Origin of the sequence: Pseudoalteromonas rubra, from assembly GCF_005887115.1 — a bacterium.
Lineage (GTDB): Bacteria > Pseudomonadota > Gammaproteobacteria > Enterobacterales > Alteromonadaceae > Pseudoalteromonas > Pseudoalteromonas rubra_F.
Genome location: NZ_PNCJ01000007.1, coordinates 135,770 through 158,356, shown reverse-complemented (window position 1 = coordinate 158,356; position 22,587 = coordinate 135,770). Strand labels below are relative to the sequence as shown.

Annotated in this window: 18 protein-coding genes; 8 read left to right on the top strand and 10 right to left on the bottom strand. The window is 48.1% G+C overall.

What is annotated here, in order from left to right; genetic code table 11:
- Window positions 1–43: 43 nt before the first annotated feature.
- Window positions 44–1,180 (bottom strand): PQQ-dependent sugar dehydrogenase, encoded by a 1,137-nt coding sequence (locus CWB98_RS04605; protein ID WP_138543792.1) that lies wholly within the window; start codon window positions 1,178–1,180, stop codon window positions 44–46.
- Window positions 1,181–1,623: 443 nt separating this feature from the next.
- Between CWB98_RS04605 and CWB98_RS04600 the strand changes: the two genes are divergently transcribed.
- The gene (locus CWB98_RS04600) at window positions 1,624–2,856 is read left to right on the top strand and encodes a carbohydrate porin (protein ID WP_138543791.1); all 1,233 of its coding nucleotides are present in this window, start codon (window positions 1,624–1,626) and stop codon (window positions 2,854–2,856) included.
- 77 nt (window positions 2,857–2,933) lie between these two features.
- Here CWB98_RS04600 and CWB98_RS04595 read toward each other — a convergent pair whose 3' ends face one another.
- From CWB98_RS04595 to CWB98_RS04580, 3 genes are all read right to left on the bottom strand, one after another.
- The gene (locus CWB98_RS04595; RefSeq protein WP_138543790.1) at window positions 2,934–3,122 is read right to left on the bottom strand and encodes a hypothetical protein; all 189 of its coding nucleotides are present in this window, start codon (window positions 3,120–3,122) and stop codon (window positions 2,934–2,936) included.
- 469 nt (window positions 3,123–3,591) lie between these two features.
- Window positions 3,592–4,806 carry a M24 family metallopeptidase gene (locus tag CWB98_RS04585; protein WP_138543788.1) on the bottom strand — a complete coding sequence of 405 codons (1,215 nt, stop codon included), beginning with the start codon at window positions 4,804–4,806 and terminating at the stop codon, window positions 3,592–3,594.
- Window positions 4,807–4,828: 22 nt separating this feature from the next.
- A complete protein-coding gene (locus CWB98_RS04580) occupies window positions 4,829–6,094 on the bottom strand; it encodes an NAD(P)/FAD-dependent oxidoreductase (protein WP_138543787.1) in 1,266 nt (421 codons plus the stop codon).
- Between the two features lie 203 nt (window positions 6,095–6,297).
- Between CWB98_RS04580 and CWB98_RS04575 the strand changes: the two genes are divergently transcribed.
- The 4 genes from CWB98_RS04575 (at window position 6,298) to CWB98_RS04560 (ending at window position 10,622) form a co-directional block, all read left to right on the top strand.
- Window positions 6,298–7,212 (top strand): dihydrodipicolinate synthase family protein, encoded by a 915-nt coding sequence (locus CWB98_RS04575; RefSeq protein WP_138543786.1) that lies wholly within the window; start codon window positions 6,298–6,300, stop codon window positions 7,210–7,212.
- A gap of 4 nt (window positions 7,213–7,216) precedes the next feature.
- Entirely contained in the window at window positions 7,217–8,218 is a 1,002-nt protein-coding gene (locus CWB98_RS04570) for a 4-hydroxyproline epimerase (protein ID WP_138543785.1), read from the top strand.
- A 54-nt stretch (window positions 8,219–8,272) separates the two neighbouring features.
- Complete coding sequence (locus CWB98_RS04565; protein WP_138543784.1) at window positions 8,273–9,766, top strand: aldehyde dehydrogenase (NADP(+)); 1,494 nt, start codon at window positions 8,273–8,275, stop codon at window positions 9,764–9,766.
- Window positions 9,767–9,953: 187 nt separating this feature from the next.
- Window positions 9,954–10,622 (top strand): GntR family transcriptional regulator, encoded by a 669-nt coding sequence (locus CWB98_RS04560; RefSeq protein ID WP_138543783.1) that lies wholly within the window; start codon window positions 9,954–9,956, stop codon window positions 10,620–10,622.
- A gap of 91 nt (window positions 10,623–10,713) precedes the next feature.
- Here the strand turns inward: CWB98_RS04560 and CWB98_RS04555 are convergent, their stop codons facing one another.
- From CWB98_RS04555 to CWB98_RS04545, 3 genes are all read right to left on the bottom strand, one after another.
- Complete coding sequence (locus CWB98_RS04555; RefSeq protein ID WP_138543782.1) at window positions 10,714–12,282, bottom strand: tetratricopeptide repeat-containing sulfotransferase family protein; 1,569 nt, start codon at window positions 12,280–12,282, stop codon at window positions 10,714–10,716.
- Window positions 12,283–12,355: 73 nt separating this feature from the next.
- The gene (locus tag CWB98_RS04550; protein ID WP_138543781.1) at window positions 12,356–14,767 is read right to left on the bottom strand and encodes a TonB-dependent receptor; all 2,412 of its coding nucleotides are present in this window, start codon (window positions 14,765–14,767) and stop codon (window positions 12,356–12,358) included.
- A gap of 633 nt (window positions 14,768–15,400) precedes the next feature.
- Window positions 15,401–17,356: a discoidin domain-containing protein gene (locus CWB98_RS04545; protein ID WP_138543780.1), complete on the bottom strand. Its 1,956-nt coding sequence runs from the start codon at window positions 17,354–17,356 to the stop codon at window positions 15,401–15,403.
- Window positions 17,357–17,612: 256 nt separating this feature from the next.
- Here CWB98_RS04545 and CWB98_RS04540 point away from each other — a divergent pair, with 256 nt between their 5' ends.
- From CWB98_RS04540 to CWB98_RS04530, 3 genes are all read left to right on the top strand, one after another.
- Window positions 17,613–18,164: a hypothetical protein gene (locus CWB98_RS04540; protein ID WP_138543779.1), complete on the top strand. Its 552-nt coding sequence runs from the start codon at window positions 17,613–17,615 to the stop codon at window positions 18,162–18,164.
- A gap of 104 nt (window positions 18,165–18,268) precedes the next feature.
- Window positions 18,269–18,853, top strand: coding sequence for a hypothetical protein (locus CWB98_RS04535; protein WP_138543778.1), 585 nt, complete (start codon window positions 18,269–18,271; stop codon window positions 18,851–18,853).
- A 282-nt stretch (window positions 18,854–19,135) separates the two neighbouring features.
- The gene (locus CWB98_RS04530) at window positions 19,136–19,900 is read left to right on the top strand and encodes a class II glutamine amidotransferase (RefSeq protein WP_138543777.1); all 765 of its coding nucleotides are present in this window, start codon (window positions 19,136–19,138) and stop codon (window positions 19,898–19,900) included.
- A 70-nt stretch (window positions 19,901–19,970) separates the two neighbouring features.
- Here CWB98_RS04530 and CWB98_RS04525 read toward each other — a convergent pair whose 3' ends face one another.
- Genes CWB98_RS04525 through purM form a run of 3 tightly spaced genes read right to left on the bottom strand, consistent with a single transcriptional unit; the run spans window position 19,971 to window position 22,397 of the window.
- Window positions 19,971–20,732: a DUF3108 domain-containing protein gene (locus tag CWB98_RS04525; RefSeq protein ID WP_138543861.1), complete on the bottom strand. Its 762-nt coding sequence runs from the start codon at window positions 20,730–20,732 to the stop codon at window positions 19,971–19,973.
- On the bottom strand, window positions 20,683–21,345 hold the full coding sequence (purN, locus tag CWB98_RS04520) for a phosphoribosylglycinamide formyltransferase (RefSeq protein ID WP_138543776.1): 663 nt from the start codon (window positions 21,343–21,345) through the stop codon (window positions 20,683–20,685). Before purN ends, CWB98_RS04525 begins: the two co-directional genes overlap by 50 nt.
- Window positions 21,345–22,397, bottom strand: coding sequence for a phosphoribosylformylglycinamidine cyclo-ligase (gene purM, locus CWB98_RS04515; protein ID WP_054013896.1), 1,053 nt, complete (start codon window positions 22,395–22,397; stop codon window positions 21,345–21,347). The genes purN and purM overlap by 1 nt, the downstream gene beginning before the upstream one ends.
- Window positions 22,398–22,587 lie beyond the last annotated feature (190 nt).

The following is a 22,587-nucleotide window of genomic DNA, read 5'->3' as shown; positions in this document are numbered from 1 at the left end:
CCCGGCTTTTGGGCAAAGAGCTAATCGTCAGGGATTTTACAGGCTACTTTGCTTTTGGTACTACTTTATAGATCCCGCTGCCATCTATCCCCAGGTAAAGATCACCGTTGGGGTGGGTCGCGATGCTGCGCACACGGCCGGCGCCTTCGAAGAGCTTACTGTGACCAACCACTTTATTGCCGTCAAGTTCAACCAGTACCAGATGGGCGAATTTCATTGAACCGACAACCAGATGGCCTTGCCATTGTGGGTATTTGTCGCTGGTAATAAATTCCATACCGGATGGTGCAATAGAAGGAACCCATACCCAGTCAGGTTGTTGCATGCCATCTCGGGTGCGTTCGTCGGTGATCTTTGTTCCGTTATAGTTGATTCCATAGGTGATCACAGGCCAGCCATAGTTCAGGCCCGGCTTGATGATATTGATCTCATCGCCGCCCCGAGGGCCATGCTCATGGGTCCAGATCTCGCCCGTTTTGGGGTGCATAGCCATACCTTGTGGGTTGCGGTGGCCATAGGAATACACACTTTTACGCGCATCCTTTTGTTTTGCAAATGGGTTTGAATCGGGGATAGTGCCGTCGGCATTGATACGATGAATTTTACCTGCATCATGATCTAAGCGCTGCGGGTGCACGTCCCGGTTACCCCTGTCTCCAATCGAAAAGTACAGGTAGCCATCTTTGTCGAATTCAATGCGAGAGCCGAAATGAAAAGAAGGCTTGGTATTTGGAAAACCATCAAATATTAACTGCTTATCAACCAGCTTCATATCTTTGAGGCGTGCACGCATGATAGATGTATTGCTGCCTTTTTCTTCGCCTTCAAAGCCGGAATAAGAAAAATAGATCCAACCGTTTTCGCTATAGTCAGGGTCTATCTCGATATCCAGCAGGCCACCCTGGCGCTCAGCATGTACCTCTGGCACACCTTCGATCGGTTTGTCGACCAGCTTACCCTCTTTGATCAGGCGGAGTTGCCCCGATCTGTCAGTGACCAGCAGCTCTTTGTCGTTTAGCCACACCATTCCCCAGGGGATCTGAATACCCCTCGCAACCAGTTCCAGTTGATAGTTATCAGCGCTCTTTGCAACTGGGATAGTTTGAGGCTCAACCGCCTGGACGCTCTGGGCAGAGATAAAAAATAAGCTTAATGCAATGTTGTTTAATGTTTTCTTCATGCTTGCTCAACTTAAGTCGACAGAAAGAGGATCACAGATTAGCGCGTTTTGGTCAAAAATGTCACCGGGTGCGGTAAGCGGCAGGTTACCAGCGGTCAGAGCGGGTGAAAATTGTTCGATCAATTCTTCCGGGCAAAAAAGGGCTCAGAATTGCCAATAAACCGTTTACTGGTAACTATTCGCTAACTTTAATGAGGGCGGTATCTCACGGGGGGTATATAAGCAATTGATAATTAGTTTTATTCTTCTTGGTTCTCTTGATGTTTTAGGTAAGAAGATAAAACAGCATAACTGCATTTTCACTACAGAATTTACAAACTGAAACCTCCATTGCACAGTGTTTTACATCCCTTACATTCGGGCGAAATTCTTTAATTTGAACGTGTCAGCGTTGTCATATAGGCTTGCGCGAATTTTTTAGCTTTACCCCGGAATGTGTCTCTATGTCATTTAATTCCCGACGCACTATTTTGTTTTCGAGTGCCCTGATCATTGGCTCTGCCTCCGTTGATACGAACGCGACAGAGTTAGATACGCTTAAGCGTGAACTTGTTAATTTGCAGCAAAAAGTGGTACAGCTTGAAGCACAACAAGAAGCAGACAATAAACCTGCTGAGCAGGGCGTAAAGGTAGGCGGAGCTATTCGGTTTAACTATGGTATGAACTCCTACGATCAGGACAGTGAGCGTCGTGGTGGTGACATCGACTTTGATCTGGCTCGTATTAATTTATCAGGTAAGGTTGCTGATATCGGTATCAATGCGGAAGTGCGATTTCATGACTACATGCGGGTTGTGAAGTTTGCTTACCTGGACTACGACCTCACACCGCAGTGGCAGGCTCAGCTCGGCCTGGCGCCTGTACCATTTGGTAATACGCCGGTTGCATCACACAGTTACTTTATGACACCCAATTATTTCGTTGGTCTGGAAGAGGACTATGATTTAGGTCTGGTGTTCAAACGTACTATGCAGGATAACTGGCAACTGGATCTGGCCTTTTTCAAAAACGACGACCACGGGGGCATAGATGGTGCGGCGGAAGATCGCAAAGACCGGTACTCGGTGGACATCGTTGGTCTGCGCACTGCGGGTGAGGGCGTTTACGACACGCCTGGACAAAAGCTGGCTGAGTATAACACTCTGGCAGGGCGCTTTGCCTATCAGCTGGATCATGCCTTTGGCTCTACCCAGATCGGATTCTCAGCACTGCATGGCGGTCTGGACAATGGCATCTCCCGGGCCGGCAATTATCACGCCTGGGCTATGCATGCGTCTAATCGATATCATCAGTGGTATGTCCATTTTCAACACACTGAGTATGATTATCAGGTCGATGAATTTACCCAGATTGCGGTTGCTGCGAATGCGATGCATGACACCATAGCGGCACAGGCTGCGTCGACGACTATGGGCGTATCTTATGACTGGCAGGTTGAGTTTGGGCCGCTAACTGAGCTGACCGTTTATAATGACTTTGGCTTAATGCATGGTAAGTCTGATGACAGCGCAAACACCTGGATGAATATCACAGGTATGGCAGTGGCAGCAGGCCCTGTATTTGCCTATATCGACTTGGTGCATGCCAAAAATCAACCCTTTGTTGGTGGGACACTGGTCGGTGATAGCGATGACGTTGAGCGCCGTTTCAATGTTAACATCGGCTACTATTTCTGAAGCAAGTTGCTTGTTTTCGTGTCCTGAACTTTATCAACCACCTCTGTGCCTGGCGCTCAGAGGTGGCCGGCTAATGGCTACTGTGGGCAAACCACCAATGAGCATTCGCCTGAGCAATTCACCAGTGAGGTGATCTCACACAAAATGCCTGCTGAGATTGAGGCGCCCTGGTGGCCACCCGCAATTTGTGGAGTTGCCTGTTTTGGCAGGGTATTTTGCTTGTTCGATAAACGCTTTAGCTGGGTTTTTTTAACCGTTAGTTTCATATTTATTCCTTGTTGATATGGGTACTTAATTGCATTTGGCAGCGTCTTTTTTGGGTTGGAGTAATGCGCTGCCTGAGTTATATCAATCCGCAATAATGCATAACCAATTGGAAAGGGTTAATCTGCTGATAACAGGGTTAAAAATTTCTCATTTAGAACAACTAAACAGCAAAAATTTGGCCTCGTTATCGCCGAGACTAACTCGTCTCAAGATTGGCTACTGAATCATGCGGATTGGCATTATTAAATCGTATAAAAATTAATTAATCAAACGATTTTACTAAATAAAAATATATTCAGTCATTACAGATTGTTACGTGACTTTTCTGAAGCTGTTTTGAGGACGCGGGGAAGTTGATGCAGTGCGTGTAATTCAGAGTTTGGGTTAATTATGGGTCTGATACCATTTGAGGTATTGGTGAGTGTAAATTGAGGATAGCGCCGCGTGTCACGCAGCGCTGGATTGTGGTTAGCTATCTAGACCGAATGGATCATCAATTGTGTGTGCAGGTTCGGTAAACCACTTTGGTCCGTCTGGCGTCATATAAAAATGATCTTCCAGTCGAATACCAAATTCCCCGGGTAGTACCAACATTGGCTCATTAGAGAAACACATACCCGGTGCCAGAGGCTCCGGATTGTCCTTCACCAGATAAGGCCATTCATGAATGTCCAGGCCAATACCATGTCCGGTTCGGTGTGGACAACCCGGCAACTGATAATCCGGTCCCAGTCCTTGTGCTGCAAGATAACTGCGAGCAGCTAAATCGACATCACTACAAGGGGAGCCTGGCTGAGCCGCTGCAAATGCAGCAAGCTGCGCATTTTTCTCGTGCTGCCACATAGTGCGCTGGCGCTCAGTCGCGTCACCAAATACATAAGTGCGGGTGATATCGCTCAGGTAACCCTGTAACTTACAGCCAGTATCTATCAATACAACATCGCCCTGCTTAAGTGTCTGCGGGTCTTTTACACCATGCGGAAAAGAGGTGGCTGTGCCAAATAACACAATGCAAAAATAACTGCCGGTTGCACCCACTTTACGGTGCGCTTCATTGATAAAGGCTTCCACCTCTGTGGTGGTGATCCCCTCATGAAGTATCGAGGCTGCTGCTTTGTGCACTGCGAGCGTCATGTCCATGGCCCGCTGGATAAGGGCCAGCTCTGAGTCAGACTTATGCATGCGACAGTGGGCCGTGACGCACTTGGCGTTGATCAGGTTGAGCGCAGGTCCGGCCTGACGAATGCCATCGGCGATAAAAAAAGCGGCGCTTTCATCAATGCCCAGTGTCGCATCCGGTGCAATGCCCAGCTCGGTCAGCACCTTGGTCAACAGGCTATAGGGGGACTGCTCTTCCTGCCAGGTATGCATAGGGCCTTCTATAACCTGATAGTCCTTGATGGAACCGACTTCAAAAAACGGTACTATAAATTGCACTTCGCCTTGCGCTGGTAAAATAGCGCCGACCATACGCTCGCTCGGATACCACTGTAAGCCGGTAAAATACTTTAAATTGGTACCAGCATTCAGATAAACCGCTGCTATATTATGCTGGCGCATATAGGCTTGCGCCGTTTCTATGCGGTGTAGATACTCCTCGGGTTGAACTGCAACCACATCCTGCGTCATATCTGTCAGTGCGGCCAGTGCCGCTTCACGATTCTGATAACCTATGCCTTTCATAGTGATTCCTGTTTGTTTTTCGTTATTGAAAACGCGCAATACTGTAGGGGCCAATATCCAGCGTTGTTGGTTGATTTGCAATGCACTGTGCGATGAGCTCACTGGTGATTGCGGCCTGAGTCAGGCCCAGATGCTGATGTCCCAGGGCAAAGTAAATGTTCGGATGATTCGGTGCTCGCCCTATTACCGGCAAAGAGTCAGGCAGTGAGGGCCGCGGTCCCATCCAGTGCTCGCCCTGTTGCAAGGCGTCGTTGTCCCTGAGTATGGCCCGGGCGTGAGTCAGTAACATCTGCGCGCGTTCATAGTTAGGGCGGGTGTCCAGACCTGCAAACTCCACGGTTCCGGCCAGCCGCAGGCCATTTTGCATGGGGGTCATGATAAACTGGCGATCGGCAGAGGCTACGGGGCGGCTCAGGCCACTGATGACAGGCAGCATATTATGGTAACCACGCTCTGCTTCGATTGGCAGTTTATAGCCAAGTTGAGCACACAGAGTTTTGCTCCAGGCCCCGGTGGCCAATACAAGCCGGTCAAAAGTGCGACAACTGTGTGTCTGTGTGGTAAGTTTTATCTGAGTCAACTCAGGACTGTTTGAACCCTCTTTCAGAGGAGTGATAGCGCACACTTCAGCCTTTACATATCTTCCTCCCAGCGCGCTAAACCGCTGAAATAAAGCCTGGCTTAGCTGATAAGGGTCGGAGGTATGGCCCACTTCGGTAAAGTACAGCGCATAGTGAATGCATCGACTCAGGCCGGGCTCCAGCGCAAAGAGTTGTGTGCGGTCCAGCAACTCAACAGCCACCCCTTGCTGCTGGTATTTGTGCTGTATGGCACGGATCTCTTTGATTCTGTCATGTTCAAAGGTCAGCAGGCTGCCACGCAGGTTGATATTGCTCTCAAAGTCCTCCTGCAAAAGCCGCTTGAACGCCGCTAAGGCTGATTCATTGAGTGCCCGCAAAGCCCGGGTATGGCGTTTAAACCGGCCCGGCAGCATATTCAGGCAAAAGCGGCTCAGCCAGGGAGACGCTTTAACAAAGTATTTGTGATCAATGCGCAAAGGACTGAGCTTATCGAGCAGCATCATGGGTATGCGAGGCAGCAGGGCCTTGTCAGCCAACGGAAATACTTGCTCGGTTGCGAAGTGACCGGCATTACCCCGCGAACATTGCTCACCAATACCTGCCGGGTCATACAGTGTGACGCTGTGTCCCTGACGGGCGAGTTGTAAGGCATTACACAAGCCAATTACACCAGCTCCCACAACTGCAATTTGAAGTGAATGTGTCATTGTTATTCTCGTTTGTCAGATTGCATGTTATCAACCAGAGGCCACTGCAAAGCTAACCAAAAAATAAACCGTATAATTTTCATTGATTTACCAATTTGTATGTCGCAATTTTTGACGTTCTGGCAATTTTCTTAAATTTGGATATTGATTATTGTATACAATATACCTATGATGGCAAGCACAAACTAAGCAGAGGACTTATCATGAAAGTAGATTGGCAGGGTGTTTATCCCGCAGTAACGACCCAGTTTAATGACGACGAAAGCATCAACTTTGACACCACAAAAGCGATGATCAACACCCTGATTGAAGAAGGGGTGCATGGTATTATTGTATTAGGCACAGTGGGTGAAAACTGCTCGCTACGTGCTGAGGAAAAACGCGATGTATTGCGCGCAGCAAAAGAAGTGGTTGCAGGACGAGTACCCGTTATTTCGGGTGTGGCCGAAACGACCACCGCACTGGCTGTTGAGTTTGTGCGCGACGCTGAAGAAATCGGTGTTGACGGTTACATGGTACTGCCTGGCATGGTTTATCGCTCTACAGAGCGAGAGGCCATCCACCATTATCAGCAGGTTGCACGCAACACCACCTTGCCTGTCATGATATACAACAATCCGGTAACTTACGGTGTGGATGTTTCGATTGAAGGCATGAAAATCCTTGCTGAAGAAGCGAATATCGTGTCTGTGAAGGAAGCAACAGAAGATACACGCCGGATCAGTGAATTGTTCTCGGCCTTTGGCGATCGCTATGTGGTGTTCGGTGGAGTGGATGATATCGCACTGGAAAGCTTAATGCTGGGCGCAACCGGGTGGATCTCTGGTCTGACAAATGTATTTCCCCGTGAATCTGTTGCTATTTACAAGCTGGCTCAGCAGGGCCGTTACGAAGAAGCACGTGAGCTGTGGCGCTGGTTCTTGCCTTTACTACGTCTGGACACTATTCCAACTTTGGTACAGTGCATCAAATATGCAGAGCAATTGGCCGGGCGCGGCAGTGAAGTGACTCGCTCTCCGCGTTTACCGCTGACCGAAGATGAGAAAGCCTATGTTCGTCGCTTGTATGATGAGGCACTGACTAACCGGGTTGACTTAAGCAAGTTTAATCTGGATTAAGCCTATGAATAAGGGAACATTTTTCTGTATTGACGGGCACACCTGTGGCAACCCGGTACGGCTGGTAACCAGTGGACATCCACAGCTCCAGGGCGCGACTATGAGCGATAAACGCCAGCACTTTTTGGCGGAATATGACTGGATCCGTCGCGCACTGATGTTTGAGCCCAGAGGGCACGACATGATGTCGGGGTCATTCTTGTATCCACCCACCACAGCAGACGGTGATGTGGCTATTTTGTTCATTGAAACCTCTGGCTGTTTGCCTATGTGCGGGCACGGCACCATAGGTACCGTGACATTTGCGCTGCAGCAGGGGCTGGTAACACCAAAAGAGCCAGGACGTCTCAGGTTAGATACCCCTGCCGGGCGGGTCGACGCTTATTATTCTATGCGCGATGGCAAGGTGGAATGGGTCAAGTTGTTTAATGTTCCCGCATTCTTGGCACACAGGAATGAGGTGATCTCAGTTCCCGGGATTGGGGAGCTGCAGGTCGACATTGCCTATGGGGGAAATTTTTACGTTATTGTTGAACCTCAGGGCAATTTTAAAGGCACGCATGCGACGAGCGCCGCTGAGCTGCTGGCGATGAGCCCCAAAGTCCGTGATGCCGTCAATGCGCAGATTGCTTGTGTACATCCACTCGATCCGACTGTATGCGGTGCCTCTCATGTGTTGTGGACAGGTGACCCCAAGCAGCCGGATTCCAGCGCTGCTAACGCGGTATTTTATGGCGATAAAGCGATAGACCGCTCTCCGTGTGGTACCGGCACCAGTGCGCGTATGGCTCAGCTGTTTGCAAAAGGCGCATTGCAAAGTGGTCAGGACTTTATTCATGAAAGCTACATTGGCAGCCAGTTTATTGGTCGCATCGAGGGCACCACAGAAATCGCCGGTCACAGTGCCATATTGCCCAGCATTCAGGGTTGGGCCCGTGTGACAGGGCATAACTGTATTACCGTGGATGACGACGACCCATATGCATTTGGGTTTCAGGTGCTTTAACCGTGAACAGGCTGATGTCGGCCTGTTCACATCACTTGTCTTAAGGAGACAGCTATGACTTTGACAGGACAGAGTTTTATTGCCGGGCAATGGCGCGGTAAGGCAGACAATGGGCAGTTTTTTGCGTTTTGCCCACAAACCAATGAAAGACATCATCAGCCGTTTTTTAATGCCGATCATGCACAGCTGAACGACGCAATTTCCAAAGCGCAAACTGCATTTAAAACCTATCGCCGTATCGCGTATGCGCAGCGTGCAGCCTTTTTACGTAAAATTGGCGAAGAGGTCCTTGCGCTGGGCGATGGTCTGATTGAAACCACTATGCTGGAAACCGGGCTACCCAGAGCCAGGCTGGAAGGCGAGCGGATGCGCACGATAAACCAACTCAACGCATTTGCTGCAGCGCTTGAACAGGACTTGGCACCACTGGCACTGACACGTCAGGACCCCGCAGATCCAGACCGAGCACCCTTACCTAAACCTGCCACTGAATTGCGTTATTTGCCTGTCGGCGTGGTGGCGGTTTTTGGTGCATCTAATTTTCCTTACGCTTTTTCTACCTTGGGTGGCGATACGGCAGCCGCGCTGGCCGCAGGTTGTCCTGTGATTGTGAAAAGTCATACCGCACATCCGGGTACCAGTGAGTTAATGACGCGTGCCATTGAGCGTGCCATTCATGACTGTCAGATGCCAGATGGTGTGTTTTCGATGATTCAGGGCGCAGACTATGCACTGTCCCATCAATTGGTGGGGGCCGCAGCGGTTAAAGCGGTTGGTTTTACCGGATCGTTGAATGTGGCCAAGGCTTTGCTTGAGACCATCCATCAGCGTGAAGAAGTGATCCCCCTGTATGGCGAATTAGGTAGCGTTAATCCGCAACTGATTTTGCCTGAGTATGCACAAGCGCGGGGTACAACGCTGGCTACAGCACTCGTACAGTCTTTGCTGATGGGCAATGGTCAGTTCTGTACCAGTCCGGGACTGTGGCTGGTTCCTCATGGACAAGCTGAGTTTGAAGCGACGGCAGCAAAGGCAATTGAAGCCGCACCATCGGATACTTTGTTGACGCCCAGAATTTTGAGTAGTTTTGACAAAGCCATGGATGAATTGAAGCGCAACCCTCATGTCAGCACACTGGCTTGTGCCCAGCAGAGCCAGCCTTTTCATGCCAACGCCCATTTGTTTGCCTGTGAGGCAGAAGACTTCATTAAGGATGCCAGCTTGCACGAAGAAGTGTTTGGTCCCAGTGCCCTCATTGTTCGATATCGTGATGAAGCTCAGCTGCTAAGTGTTGTAGAGCAACTGCAAGGCCAGTTAACAGCCAGTGTGCATGCCACTAATGCAGAAGCTGCGGTACAGGAAACGCTTCTGGATGAATTGAGCTATAAAGTGGGTCGTCTCATCTTTGGCCAAATGCCAACCGGTGTAGAGGTGTGCGGGTCGATGAATCATGGCGGACCTTATCCGTCATCTACGGATGTCCGTTCGACCTCGGTCGGGACACAAGCGATGACGCGGTTCTTACGTCCATTATGTGTACAGAGTTAGGCAATCACAGAAGATAGAACGTCTGTAACCCCCGTGGAGTGCGGTTGCATAAGCTTGTTCCTTAGCTTGTGCAACCGCCTATTTGATCATGATATCATCTCATAGAGCGCGAACTATGTGCCTCACAGCGTGCAATTTATAGCAATGCACGTATAATGTATCCCAATGATAATAATTAATTAACCCTATGGCGATTGTACATAAAACCCGAACTCAACTGGTTGCTGAAGCGATCCGAGAAAAAATCCTCTGTGGCGAAATTAAAGCCGGAGAACCGTTACGTCAGGCTGCACTGGCCGATGAACTGAATGTCAGCCGGATCCCTGTCAGAGAAGCGCTACTGCAGTTGGAAGCGGAAGGACTGGTAAACTTTGAAGCACACAAAGGGGCCACTGTTACCCGTTTGAGTGCTGAGCAAATTGATGAGATTTTTGATTTGCGCGCCATTTTGGAAGCGGAGTTGCTGAGTCACTCAATTGAAAACCTGACCAAACGCGACCTGCTTGAAGCTGAAGCGATTTTGGCCGATCTGGAAGAAGCGACCGACGCTGGTGATACGCAGCTGGCAACGGGTAAACTCAATGCCGAATTTCACAACAAACTGTATAGCCGAGCTGAGCGCCCTCAGACCCGTGAACTGGTTGATGTGTACAGTAAAAATTCAGAGCGCTATGTTCGTATGCATATTCTGCTTGCCGGTGGTTTGAAAACCGCGCCAGAAGAACACCGCACCTTGCTTAAGTTGTGTCACGAAAAAGACAAAGCCGGTGCTTGCGAATTCCTGAAAAAGCACATTATAGGTGCCAAAGACGACATTAAAGCCCTGTTGCTGCGCCTTGAGCAGGAAGGGAAGTAAGCTCACAGACATTTAACCCAGCACTTAGCGGGTAAGTAAAAAAAGCACACTAGCCAGAGCACACTGTACGCTGGCTAGGCTTCTATTCAAGTCAGAACAGTATCCCTTGTTCATTAAGCAATGCCTTCGCGGCATCGGTATGAGGCGCAAAGCGTTTCCAGCGCCCAATTGCCCGGCGGTTGAGTGGCTCTCGCACTTGTACTTTACTGGCGGTCGATACCGGCGCATCGTTAAGATGAAAGTGCATGCAGCTGTCTTGCCAGGAGAGCTCACAATAAGCCAGTAGCTTTGATATTTCTTGCTCCGGATTATCGACCAGCGATTCATACTGCATCATATAAAACTGCTCGCCATGGAGCTGTTTCCAGTGCTGCATTAACTGATAAAAGCGGGCATAGAATCGTGCCGTATCCATGAGATCCAATGAGTAGGCGTAGTAGGGGTTATTAATAGTAAAAAGCTGGCGGAAATTACCAATACAGGTGTCCATAGGGTCACGCATCAGGCAGACTATTTTGGCGTTAGGCAGTGCCCGGCGGATCAAGTCAACATAGAAAAAATTAAAGGGTAACTTGTCGACAAAATGGGCGTGGCTACCTGTGACTACCCGGGTCGCATCCAGGTAAGTTTGCCCGAGTTGCTGCGCATTGCACTGATAGGCCTGTTCAAGGGTAGTGGGGTCCAGCACGGTCTGGCTGGTCGTCTGAGCCAGACGTTTTACACTGATCCCAAAATCTTGTAGCTCACCGGCCGACATCACGTCACTGTGACTGGACAAGATCCGCTCAACCAGAGTGGTGCCGGAGCGCGGCATACCCAGTACAAAGATGGGCTCACGGCTTGAGTGGCCGGCGTTCTGATCATAGGGCTCAGCCTGACTGAGACTTTGAATGCGTTCAAAGAGTGCTTCATTGCCTGTGTGGTCAAACGGGCGCGCCGCATGTAATGCCGCTTTGCCCTGCTGCAGTGCTTGGTATGCATCGTTAAATTTGCCAAGATCCTGATACTCTTTGGCCAGCGCATGACCCAGGTGCAATCTGGATTCAGCAGAGCTCGCTCGCTCGAAGGCTTCCTGTAAACGCCTAATATGATGTGCATCTGGGGTCGCTTTTTTTAGATCTGACAGCGCAAAGTGCGCTCTGTGGTGATCAACGTCCAGTGCGAGTGCCTGCTCAAACGCTTGCTCAGCCTCATTAAACAGTCCAACAAATTTGGCACTGACGCCAAAGTTATAATAATACTGGGGGTTATTGCGGGTCAGTTGCAGAGCCTGGCGGAAAAAGGCCAGTGCATTCTCGTGCAATCCCACATGGCTGAGCGCTACGCCAAAGGTGTCGGCGTCAAGTGCCCGGGTGAGTGAACCCGGGTTGGTTTGCTCTGCGGTTTGGCGGGCCAGCGCCAGCTCACCCTGCAAGGCATAGCATTTGGTTAACTGCGCGCGGTACTCATCGCTGCTGTGCAACCCCAGGGCTTTTTCAAACAGTCTGACGGCCTTTTTTAACTGTCCGACCTGAAGGTTGATTACACCAAGCAGAAAGTAGCCATCGGCGTAGTCGGGCGCATCGCGCAACAGGTGTACAAGGTGCTGATGGGCCGTTTCTAGCTGGCCCTGATTCAGAGCTGCCACGGCGTTTTTATGTCGTTGCTGGATTGATATCATCCTGATTGGTCACTTTTAATAACATAAAGGCTCATCACTATGGATGAGCCTGGGAGTGGGAGAGTTAAATTTACTAAAGTTCAAATTGATAGTCGAACTTAATCCCGACCGTCAGAGGCTTATTGAGGTAATGACCATAGTTGCGTTGGATCTCAGCACCATTGGCGGTGGTGATATCCCGAACGTCCCGGCGCACAGAGGTAAACGCATACTTATTGAATAAGTTGTTTACGTAAAAAGTGGCAGACCACATATCGCCAGTCAGCTTGGCTGAGAGGTTGCTGATCCCATAACCAGACAAGGTTTCGCCGCTATCGCGCAAACCTACTTTGGAAATGATATCGCTCTGTGCGGTTAAACCATAATTGATATCTAAGGTTTTATCGCCCATCACTTCTGTTGAATAGTTTACGCCCAGCGAGAACTGATGTTCCGGAGAACCAGGCAGCCTGTCGCCATCTTTGGCGCCATCTGTGCCGTCTGCATTAAACAAGAATGGGGCATCTGACGTCAGCTCAGCTTTGGTGTAGGCATACGTAGCATATGTGCTGATATGATCGGTGAGAATGGCGCGTGTCGATATTTCTATCCCTTTGGCGTTAGCCGTGCCCGCATTAGAAGTATAGGGGATCTGACCAACCACAGTTGCCCCCGCGATTTGCGCATCTTCCCAGTCCACATTAAATATGGCGGCATTGAAATGCAGTTTGTTTTTCAGCCAGGTACTCTTAAGGCCCAGCTCATAGTTGGTTGTAGTATCCGCTGTGTACAACAGTTCATCAGGCATACCACAGCCGATCTGTTTGTCGGGCAATGGATCCGGACAAGGAGCCAGACCGTTTGAACCACCGATACGGAATCCTTCACTGGCTGTGATATAGGCCATGACAGAGTCGGTAAACTGATAGTTGGCATTGAACTTAAACAAGTTACCGTCGTCTTCGGCGTTACTTTCTTTAAAATCCAACGTGATATCGTTTGGTCCTGCACCACTGTATAGCGTATTTGCCAGCGGAAAGTCGACGGCAGACTCTGCTTTTACTTCATATTCATAAAAACGTGCCCCCAGCGTGATGGTCAGTTTGTCGGAAACCTGATAACCAACTTCACCAAACAGTGCCTGTTCGGTTACCTCACTGCGATCGACCGAGAAATATTCAAGGTTGTCGGGGCGGGTTTGCTCACCACCAAAGTTGGCAACGGCAAACTCACCAAAACCTGGGGTAAATTCTTTACTGCTGCCATCACTTTCAAATTTGTTGTAGAAACCGCCAACAATCCAGTTCCAGTCGGAGTCGCCCTGCGATACCAGGCGAATTTCCTGAGTGAAGGTATCTTCCTCTTCTTCTTCACGGGTGAATGCTGAGAAAGAAGGGAATTCTTCATAGCCGTAATCAAGGCGGATCAACAAGTCAGTTTGATCGCGTTGGCCGTCTGCTTCAAAGCTCGACCAGCCCGATGCTGAGACCAATTCGGCAAAGCCCAGATCGGCTTTTAGCTCCAGGCTTAGCAGATCGTCTTCTTTGTCTCTTGGCTCCTCGTAGCGATAGCCAGACTCATACTTACCGATGCGATCATTCAGTCCGTTTGCCGAATTGAGCGCCTGATAATGCACGATAGAACGGCCTTCGCTTTCTTGTTTCTGATAAAAATAGTTGAGCGTGCCGTCAAACCAGTCGTTTGGTTTCCAGCGCACAGAGATGCGCCCTGTGGTGGTGGTTTCACCGTTCGCGTCGGTAATTTGTCGAAGGTTGTTATCGACCGCACTTTGATCTGACCAGTCTGGATCAGCTTTTGACACACCGGGTTCGCGCACCACATAGTTGTAATCAATAAACCCAGGATCTTTATAGTGATTCAGGCTGGCACGCAGCGCCAGTTCATCTTCGATGATAGGGGCATTAAAGACAAAACCGCCTTCGCCACCCACGGAGTCGCTTTCTTTGTTCTGGAACATATCACCATAGAGCTGAACCGTGGTGATATCTAACTCAGGGGCCTTCAGCATGTAGCGAATGGCGCCACCTAAGGTGCCTGCGCCATACAGGGTACCCTGAGGGCCGATCAAGACTTCGACTCGTTCTACATCAGTCAGGCGCATATCAAGCGAAACCGGAATTTCATTGATATAGGTAGCAACTGTACCGCCATCAGAGCCGGGACCTGAAGAGTTGGTGTTGAGACCCCTGACAATGATAGGTGAGCCTGAGCGACCACCCTGATCTGTCACTGTCAGCCCCGGCACCCAGCGTGCAACATCGGCCAGCTCACCGATGTTCTGATCTTTCATAACGTCCGCATCAAGCGCTGTAATGTTGAGCGGAGCTTCTTGTACAGAGCCGCTGCGTCGGGTTGCAGTGATCTGAATAACTTCGAGTGATTTTTCTTGTACGCCGGCTTCGTCGGCACTTACTGCTGATGACAGCAGTAGTGAGCCCGGCAGCGCACCGGCGATGGCCAGAGAAATGAGTTTAGGTTTTAGCATTGTAGCGCATCCTGAAATGTACTGGTTGTTGTTTTTATGCAAACTAAGAAAGCATAAAGTGAATCAGGTAACAAGATCATTGAAAAAGGTACGTGAATTAATATTTATTATATTTGCAAAAATATTCACTATCAACGGGTTTTTAGCCGAATTTGTGCATGAAATTGCAGTAAAAAAATTTTCACGGTTATTTGCGTTTTAATTGGTTTTTTTATCTCAATGGTGGGGTTTTTATGCGGCGTTTTAAATTAAGTATGCGGTTTTATTGTTTCTTATTTTGCTTAGGGCTGTTTGGTAAGCGAAATAGTATGCAAAGTGGTCACAAGTTGCTCAATATCTTGGGGGGCCTTTAGGGCATTATGGCGTTTATTTAAGCGCCGCAAGTCATGGTAAGGCAAAAAGTGGCTAGTATTGGCTAAAAGGTGAATAAATATGCTGGTGGCTTACCCAGATGAGTCGTCATCAGTGAATAGGTTTGCAAAATCAGGGGCAAGCTGAGTGGGTGATACGCTTTCCCAGGCTTGATTACTCGGAGGCAGGTGACTGGTACATCAGTCATATCGCAACAGGCGAGTGAGGGGAGCGCTACAGCAAGTGTCAACTCGCAATCAACACTTGCTGTAATTCTGGCGGTTATTTTACATAGATCAACAACTGGTTTTGCTCTGCACCGCTGTACTTTGCGTGTGTGTAGGGCCAAATGTCAAACTTAGTCCCGTGTTGATACAGTGAAGCGCCAACGGTCAAATGGCTGTCAGAACGTGAGGTATGTTTTGTGCTCAATGCGATGTAAGAGTAATCGAGTCCGGTACTGCTACAACCAACGACTTCATCATGCCACAGCAGGGCTACATCAAACGGTACAGGGGGAAATGTGAGACTGGCCACCTCATTGGTTGCAACGCAATTTCCGCCTAGTAGCTTATCTTTACTGATAAACGCGATTTTCCCATGTTCGTCTATGGTCATGATCCCAACTTGCATTGAGTTGATGATACTGCGCCATTGCATATCAGTTAATACACCTGGCTCTGCAGGTAGCACCTGTGTTTTTGTCGTCAGAGCATCCAGCCCATCCTGATGGTTAGCAACCAGCGTCCACCCGCCATCAAGCTCTGTCATATTACAATAGGCCTGAAATCCGTTACCTTTATACTGGTTGGATGGTTCAACGTAATAGGTGCCATTCACCGCGTTGGAGGTCTCTCTCTTTATTGATGCACAAGTAATGGCGTCTGGGCTTGGCTCTGTAGTTGGCGGCTGAGTTGTATCGTTTTCAATAAATTGGCCATAATACTCGAGCTCACCAATGACGATGGCATTGTGACCATGAGTTGCATGCACAACCAGACGAATATGTTTGCCTGTGGCGGGGGATAATAAAGTGAACTGATTTTCGTTGACTTTATCCAGAGTAAAGGTCTCATGATCATGGAAGTTGATATTGTCGTCAGACACTTGAAGCGTTACGCGTCTGGGGCTCATGCCTGGGGTTACAGCACCAGTGTAGACAAAGGTTTTGAAACCTGTGATGTAGGCGGTTTTTGCAAATGACACTTGTAACCACTGAGGTGCATTATTTTGATAGCCTAACCAGGCACCTGAATTTGTTTTGCCGCGTGTATCTGAGTTGATGAGTGTGCCACCATTGTAGCCATCAAATGCGGCTGCCGGAATATAGGTGCTATAGGTACTGCTGGCGGTAAAGTTACTTGTGGTTAACCCATTTGTGCCATTGAGTGCGATATTACCCCGCTCGCCAGTCTGCTCTCCCGGTGTAAACGTGAGCTCGGTATTCAAAGGCACAGAGCGCAAGCTATAGGTATCACCGCCATATGAGCTGTTATCGGTAGCAAAAACGTACTCCCCAATGCGCAATATACTGACTGATTCACGGACATGAACGGTTTCCTGATCTCTGCTTTGCTCTTCCTGAATAAACAGTTGCTTGCTGCCAACCTGGATCCCTGTATGATTTAACAGCTCACTGTTGAGCACAAAGGTATCGCCATTGGCCATATCCACGGTTTTATTCGGTGCATAAATGGCGACATAATTTACTATCTCATTGACCGAATTACTGTTAACACTCTCAGCATAATTAAGCTGAGTTTTGAAGCTTTGTCGGGTCAGGCTGGATGAGCGAACATTAAATGCCCGGTTGGCGTTATTGGTGCCTGCCGTTAGATACAGTTTAGGTACTTCGGGGAAGGCTTCCTGGAATAACACAAATTGATTGTTACTGCTTAAATCAATTTGACCCGCTTCAATAATGGTGCCGTCAGCATATTCATAGCGTCCTTTCTCAAAAATCAGATAAGGTACCAGCTCTTCATCATGGACCCCGTCGTAATTGTCCCATTCCTTAAATGCAAGTGAGGCAGTATTAGCGGTCAGGCTGGTTACACTAACAACGCCTGGTTCTGCGTCTTTAAAAGACGGCACCCCAGTTATTAAAACGGGTTGATTAAACGCACTCATATCTAAAGTGGTTGGTTGATGATTTAGCAGCAAAGAGCCGGTGCTATGATCAGCCGCGGCCTGCGATGCAAACGACATGGCAGCAACTAAAGCAAGTTTTTTAAACATGTTCTTCCTTTCTAATGAGATATTGGAGTTGTTTTGCACCACTTGGCAGTGAATGCCATAGCCATGCAGTTTTTATTTCGCCACGTACATTTGGTAGTTATATGTATTGTACTGTGGGTGCAAAATGAAGGTTGCTCTGGTCATAATATCTGAGGTTTTGTTGTTTATAAAGGAATAAAGTACCAACAGGATGCACTTTGACGCGCCTTTGATTTAGGTCATACTGAGTCACAGTTAAATATTTGTGATATCCACTATGCGCTTTTTCTTTATATGCTTGCTTAGCTTAAATTGCTATGTGCCGGCCGCCGATAGCACTGAGCTTTACCCGGGAGCGCCAGCAACGGCCAGTGACTACGGGTTTTTGATAGGACACTGGCAGTGCCGGTATGAGCAGCTGGATCGGCAAGGCAAAACACTTTTTTCAGCGCCATGTCGCTGGCAAGCACACTACGCCTTTGACAATAAAATGGTAGTGGACGATTTCAGCCTGCTGGATGCACAGGGCAAGGTAACCTACGCAGGCAGAACACTCAGAACCTTTTCACTCCAGGACAAGCGCTGGCATCAGGTGTTCTTACCGGTACAAATGAATGCGACGTTAAACCCGTTTACCGCACATCGGGATAAAGAAGGCGTTCATCTTGAAGTTGAACAGCGCCTGCCAAACGGCGAGCTTCAACCCGCACGTTTTCGCTTTAGTCAGATAAGTGACAAAGGGTTTGTCTGGGAAAGCAGCAAGCAACTTGATGGCAGCGACAACTGGTATGTTGATATGCGGATTGTGGCAGAGCGGGGTGGGGAGTGAGTTTATGGCTATGTTAGAGGGTTTAGGTGAGTGCTTTTTGTTGGTTTTGTTGTGATAAAATTTTTGCAAAATCGAAATTAAGTGGGTACTTTTTTGGAGTGTTTATGGAAGAAATTATTAGTATTAGTGCCACAATTTTATGTTCTCTTGGCGGTGGTGCAGTTATAATTTTCGGCTTATCAAACTTTTTAGGTAAAGTTTGGGCAGATCGTTTGATGAGTAATGAAAAGGCCAAACATGCTCAAGAGTTGGAAGCAGTGCGTTCAAAATTTCAGAGAGAAAGTCACCAAAGTCTTGCTTTTCTGCAGAGCGAAATTGATATTCTCAGAGAAGCGAAGCTGAGAGAGTATAATGACAAACTGGTTATTTATCGTGCTGCAATGGATTTAGTTGCAACAATACTTGCGAAGTTAGAAATGACTGTTCTTGAAGGTCGTAAGTTTAGCGAGACAGATAAAGAACAATTTCAGATTGATAGGCTGAAAATCTATGCCTACTTAGCTATGGTGGCCAATCAGGAAATTATGGATGAAAACGATAAATTTACTGATCTAATGATAGAGATTTTATTTGAGGGCAGAGAATCCAGTTGGGAAGAGCTCAGAATGATTGCTTTAGGTTTGGTGAATGCTATGAGAAAGGATATTGGAATCGACAAATCGACAGTTTCTTATAATGGAGAAAGGTAATTCCATATAAGGTAAAGCGTTTGATATAAAGAAAACACTTGGCTTTAAGATGAACCCATTGGGAATGTTAGTAGGCTTGCTTTTCTGACTATCCCATCATCGGTTTTACTCTCATACAAAACCCCGGATTACGCATTGGTACCCTCTGCCACTTGGTGATAAAATTTGGCACACAAGCATTGTGGTCACGCCTAATCCAAACTGTGACCAACACTGAGACCAGAAAGTAAAAAAGAGAATGTCTCAGATAAAATCATATGAAATTTAAAGGCTTTTTATTCTATGTGTGAACTTTTGGGCATGTCTGCCAATGTACCCACGGATATTTGTTTTAGTTTTTCCGGGCTGCTGGAGCGTGGGGGGAATACCGGGCCGCATAAAGATGGCTGGGGGATCACGTTTTACGAGGGGAAAGGGTGTCGGACGTTTAAAGACCCTGAACCAAGCTGTCAGTCGGAAATTGCTAAACTTGTTAAAGCCTATCCGATTAAGAGTGTGTCGGTGATCAGTCATATTCGCCAGGGCAACCGCGGCAGAACCTGCCTTGAGAATACCCATCCGTTTACCCGTGAGCTTTGGGGCAGGGAGATCACTTATGCCCACAACGGTCAGTTGTCTAATTATAAGGACCTGACTACCGAGTTTTATAAGCCGGTGGGCAACACCGACAGCGAGCTGGCATTTTGCTGGATTTTGGACAAGATCCGTGAAAAATACCCGAAACGGCCAAAAAACATGGCGACCGTATTTCGCTATGCCGCCAAGCTGGCAAAGACCCTGATGGACAAAGGAGTCTTCAATATGCTGCTGACCGATGGCGTATTTGTGCTGGCCTATTGCTCTAACAATCTGCACTGGATCACGCGTCGTGCACCTTTTGGTAAGGCAACACTCATTGATGCTGATATGGTGGTGGATTTTCAAAAAGAAACCACTCCGGACGACGTGGTGACCGTAATTGCCACCCGGCCACTGACGAATGATGAGCAGTGGAATAAGATGGAACCAGGGGAATCAGTGTTGTTTAAGCTTGGAGAGAAAATATAGCACCTGCCAGTAAAGTAGGTGCTCAGAGCCAACGACACAAAAAAGCCCTGACTATCAGGGCTTTCCTGTATTACTCAGCCGGCTGCTCTGCATCAAAGCTCTTTAGCTGGATCATAAATTGCTCCACGCCATCTTTTCCTTTAAACATTTGCACAACTGAGTAGTGGTATGCGGGTGCCAGCCAGGCCATGGCTTGGCGCTTGTTATTGTCGTAAAGACGTTTAACTTTTATGGTTTCCACATTACCTATGGGCAGTGTAATGGCTTCGGTGCCAACCACTTCAAAGTCATAGCTGCGGACATTGCCATTTTTATCCACAATGGGGTAGCTCATTTTGGTTTTTCCGGCTTTTACATCATTACGCAGGGCTATCTGGTAAGACAAAACATCCTGGCGCTTTTCGTGCCAGTCGGCATTGACGGGATATTTCTCGTCGTCTTTATAGAGCTGTTTGTTTTCCCGGTCAAAGCGGATCTTGTAGTTTTTGTCGGGGCCAGTGCCTTCGCGCTTTAGCGTATATAAGAGAGGTTTTGGCACTTTATCATGATAAGTAAACAGAGAGTTTTCAGTTCGCTCGTCTGAAAATATCATCCATTCAATATTGCTTTCATAGTTGAGCGAGTAGGTGTCGTTTGAGACCTTAGAGAGCTCTCTGATGGCGTTGCCATGGACCTCACCTTTGCGCAATACGTCATATTCAGCGCGGTAGGGCACAATGTCACTGGCAAATAGGGAAGAAGAGAAAACAGCGCTTAAACCTAATAGTAAAGCGCTGTATTTTTTATTCTTCTGGGTAGGTTGCGCCTTGAGCTGGAAGGGGGTGATTGTCAAAAACGGCATAGTCTGCTTCCATCGTTAGTCTGTGTTCGCTGAACCACTTGACCACCAAAGGATAGATTATATGTTCTTGTTCATGAACCCGCTGTGACAGCGTGTGCGCAGTATCATCAGCCAGGATTGGCACCTTAGCTTGTACGATGACCGGTCCACCATCTAGTTCTTCTGTCACGAAGTGAACACTGGCGCCATGAAACGTTTCTTTTGCATCAATCGCTCTTTGATGGGTATTCAGCCCTTGGTACTTAGGCAACAAAGAAGGATGAATGTTCAACATTTTTCCTTTAAATTTTTGCACTAAGTCTGCGGTTAGAATACGCATAAATCCAGCTAATACAACTAAATCTGGATTATAAGAGTCAATTAATTGCGCCAAACGTTGGTCATAGGCTTCGCGGCTGTTAAAGTCTTTATGACTTAACACTTGCGTTTCAATGTCCGCTTGTTGGGCTCTTTGCAGCCCATACGCGTTGGCTTTATTACTGATGACGGCACAGATCTCGCCATTGATGTCGTTGCGTTGACAGCCATCCATAATGGCCTGCAAATTGGAGCCACTACCAGATATCAATACAACAATACGAATTGGAGATCGGTTGGGTGCCATTACTCGGCACCACCCAGGATTTCAACTTGCTCTTCGCCTGCATTTGCAGCCTGAATTTCACCAATGTGCCAGGCGTTTTCGCCCTGTGCTTTTAGGATCTCCAGACTTTGCGCTAGCTTATCGGCTGGTACTACCAGGATCATCCCAACACCACAGTTAAATGTACGGTACATTTCGTGGGTGCTGATGTTGCCGTTTTCTTGCAGCCAGTTAAATACTGCAGGCCATTCCCAGCTGTCGCCTTTTACGACTGCTTTGGCTGACTCTGGCAATACGCGCGGGATATTTTCCCAGAAGCCACCGCCTGTTATGTGCGACAGAGCATGTACGTCTACTTCTTTCAGCAGTTCCAGGATCGGTTTAACGTAGATACGGGTTGGCTCAAGCAGGTGTTCAGATAGGGGTTTACCTGCAAACTCTTCGCTGGTATCAGCGCCAGATACTTCCAGTACTTTGCGGATCAACGAGTAGCCGTTTGAGTGTGGACCGCTTGAAGCAAGAGCAATAAGTTGGTCACCTTCAGCAACTTTAGTACCATCAATGATCTTAGACTTTTCTACAACACCGGTACAAAAACCAGCCATATCATAGTCTTCGCCTTCGTACATGCCAGGCATTTCAGCTGTTTCACCGCCGATCAGGGCGCAACCTGCCAGCTCACAACCAGTACCAATGCCTGTGACAACGTCGGCAGCAGTATCAACGTCCAGCTTACCTGTAGCGTAATAGTCAAGGAAAAATAGGGGTTCAGCACCTTGAACTATTAAGTCGTTTACACACATGGCAACCAGATCGATACCTACGGTATCGTGCTTTTTAAGATCGATGGCCAGACGCAGTTTAGTACCTACACCATCTGTGCCAGCAACTAAGACAGGCTCTTTATATCCGGTTGGTAGTTCGCACAAAGCGCCAAAACCGCCAATGCCGCCCATCACTTCAGGGCGACGCGTTTTTTTAACTACCCCTTTAATGCGCTCAACCAATGCATTGCCCGCATCGATATCAACGCCTGCGTCTTTATAGCTAAGAGACTGTTTTTGTTCGCTCACAGGTTTTCCTCAAAAATAACAGAATGGATTTGCTTAGAAACGCGCGTATTTTACATCAAATGCGCCGGTGCGGCTAGTCGATTTGGTTAGCATAAACGTGGATCACCTGGGCAACGGGTGGCGTCGAATATTCACTTATCAGGTGCTTGTACCTGGTATCAGCAACGCGCGGTAGTGATTTGTTCACTAT

Excerpts from the sequence above, each read along its gene's own strand:
- CWB98_RS04605 (WP_138543792.1), bottom strand. The coding sequence starts at position 1,180 with ATGAAGAAAACATTAAACAACATTGCATTAAGCTTATTTTTTATCTCT.
- CWB98_RS04600 (WP_138543791.1), top strand. The coding sequence starts at position 1,624 with ATGTCATTTAATTCCCGACGCACTATTTTGTTTTCGAGTGCCCTGATC.
- CWB98_RS04595 (WP_138543790.1), bottom strand. The coding sequence starts at position 3,122 with ATGAAACTAACGGTTAAAAAAACCCAGCTAAAGCGTTTATCGAACAAG.
- CWB98_RS04585 (WP_138543788.1), bottom strand. The coding sequence starts at position 4,806 with ATGAAAGGCATAGGTTATCAGAATCGTGAAGCGGCACTGGCCGCACTG.
- CWB98_RS04580 (WP_138543787.1), bottom strand. The coding sequence starts at position 6,094 with ATGACACATTCACTTCAAATTGCAGTTGTGGGAGCTGGTGTAATTGGC.
- CWB98_RS04575 (WP_138543786.1), top strand. The coding sequence starts at position 6,298 with ATGAAAGTAGATTGGCAGGGTGTTTATCCCGCAGTAACGACCCAGTTT.
- CWB98_RS04570 (WP_138543785.1), top strand. The coding sequence starts at position 7,217 with ATGAATAAGGGAACATTTTTCTGTATTGACGGGCACACCTGTGGCAAC.
- CWB98_RS04565 (WP_138543784.1), top strand. The coding sequence starts at position 8,273 with ATGACTTTGACAGGACAGAGTTTTATTGCCGGGCAATGGCGCGGTAAG.
- CWB98_RS04560 (WP_138543783.1), top strand. The coding sequence starts at position 9,954 with ATGGCGATTGTACATAAAACCCGAACTCAACTGGTTGCTGAAGCGATC.
- CWB98_RS04555 (WP_138543782.1), bottom strand. The coding sequence starts at position 12,282 with ATGATATCAATCCAGCAACGACATAAAAACGCCGTGGCAGCTCTGAAT.
- CWB98_RS04550 (WP_138543781.1), bottom strand. The coding sequence starts at position 14,767 with ATGCTAAAACCTAAACTCATTTCTCTGGCCATCGCCGGTGCGCTGCCG.
- CWB98_RS04545 (WP_138543780.1), bottom strand. The coding sequence starts at position 17,356 with ATGTTTAAAAAACTTGCTTTAGTTGCTGCCATGTCGTTTGCATCGCAG.
- CWB98_RS04540 (WP_138543779.1), top strand. The coding sequence starts at position 17,613 with ATGCGCTTTTTCTTTATATGCTTGCTTAGCTTAAATTGCTATGTGCCG.
- CWB98_RS04535 (WP_138543778.1), top strand. The coding sequence starts at position 18,269 with ATGGAAGAAATTATTAGTATTAGTGCCACAATTTTATGTTCTCTTGGC.
- CWB98_RS04530 (WP_138543777.1), top strand. The coding sequence starts at position 19,136 with ATGTGTGAACTTTTGGGCATGTCTGCCAATGTACCCACGGATATTTGT.
- purN (WP_138543776.1), bottom strand. The coding sequence starts at position 21,345 with ATGGCACCCAACCGATCTCCAATTCGTATTGTTGTATTGATATCTGGT.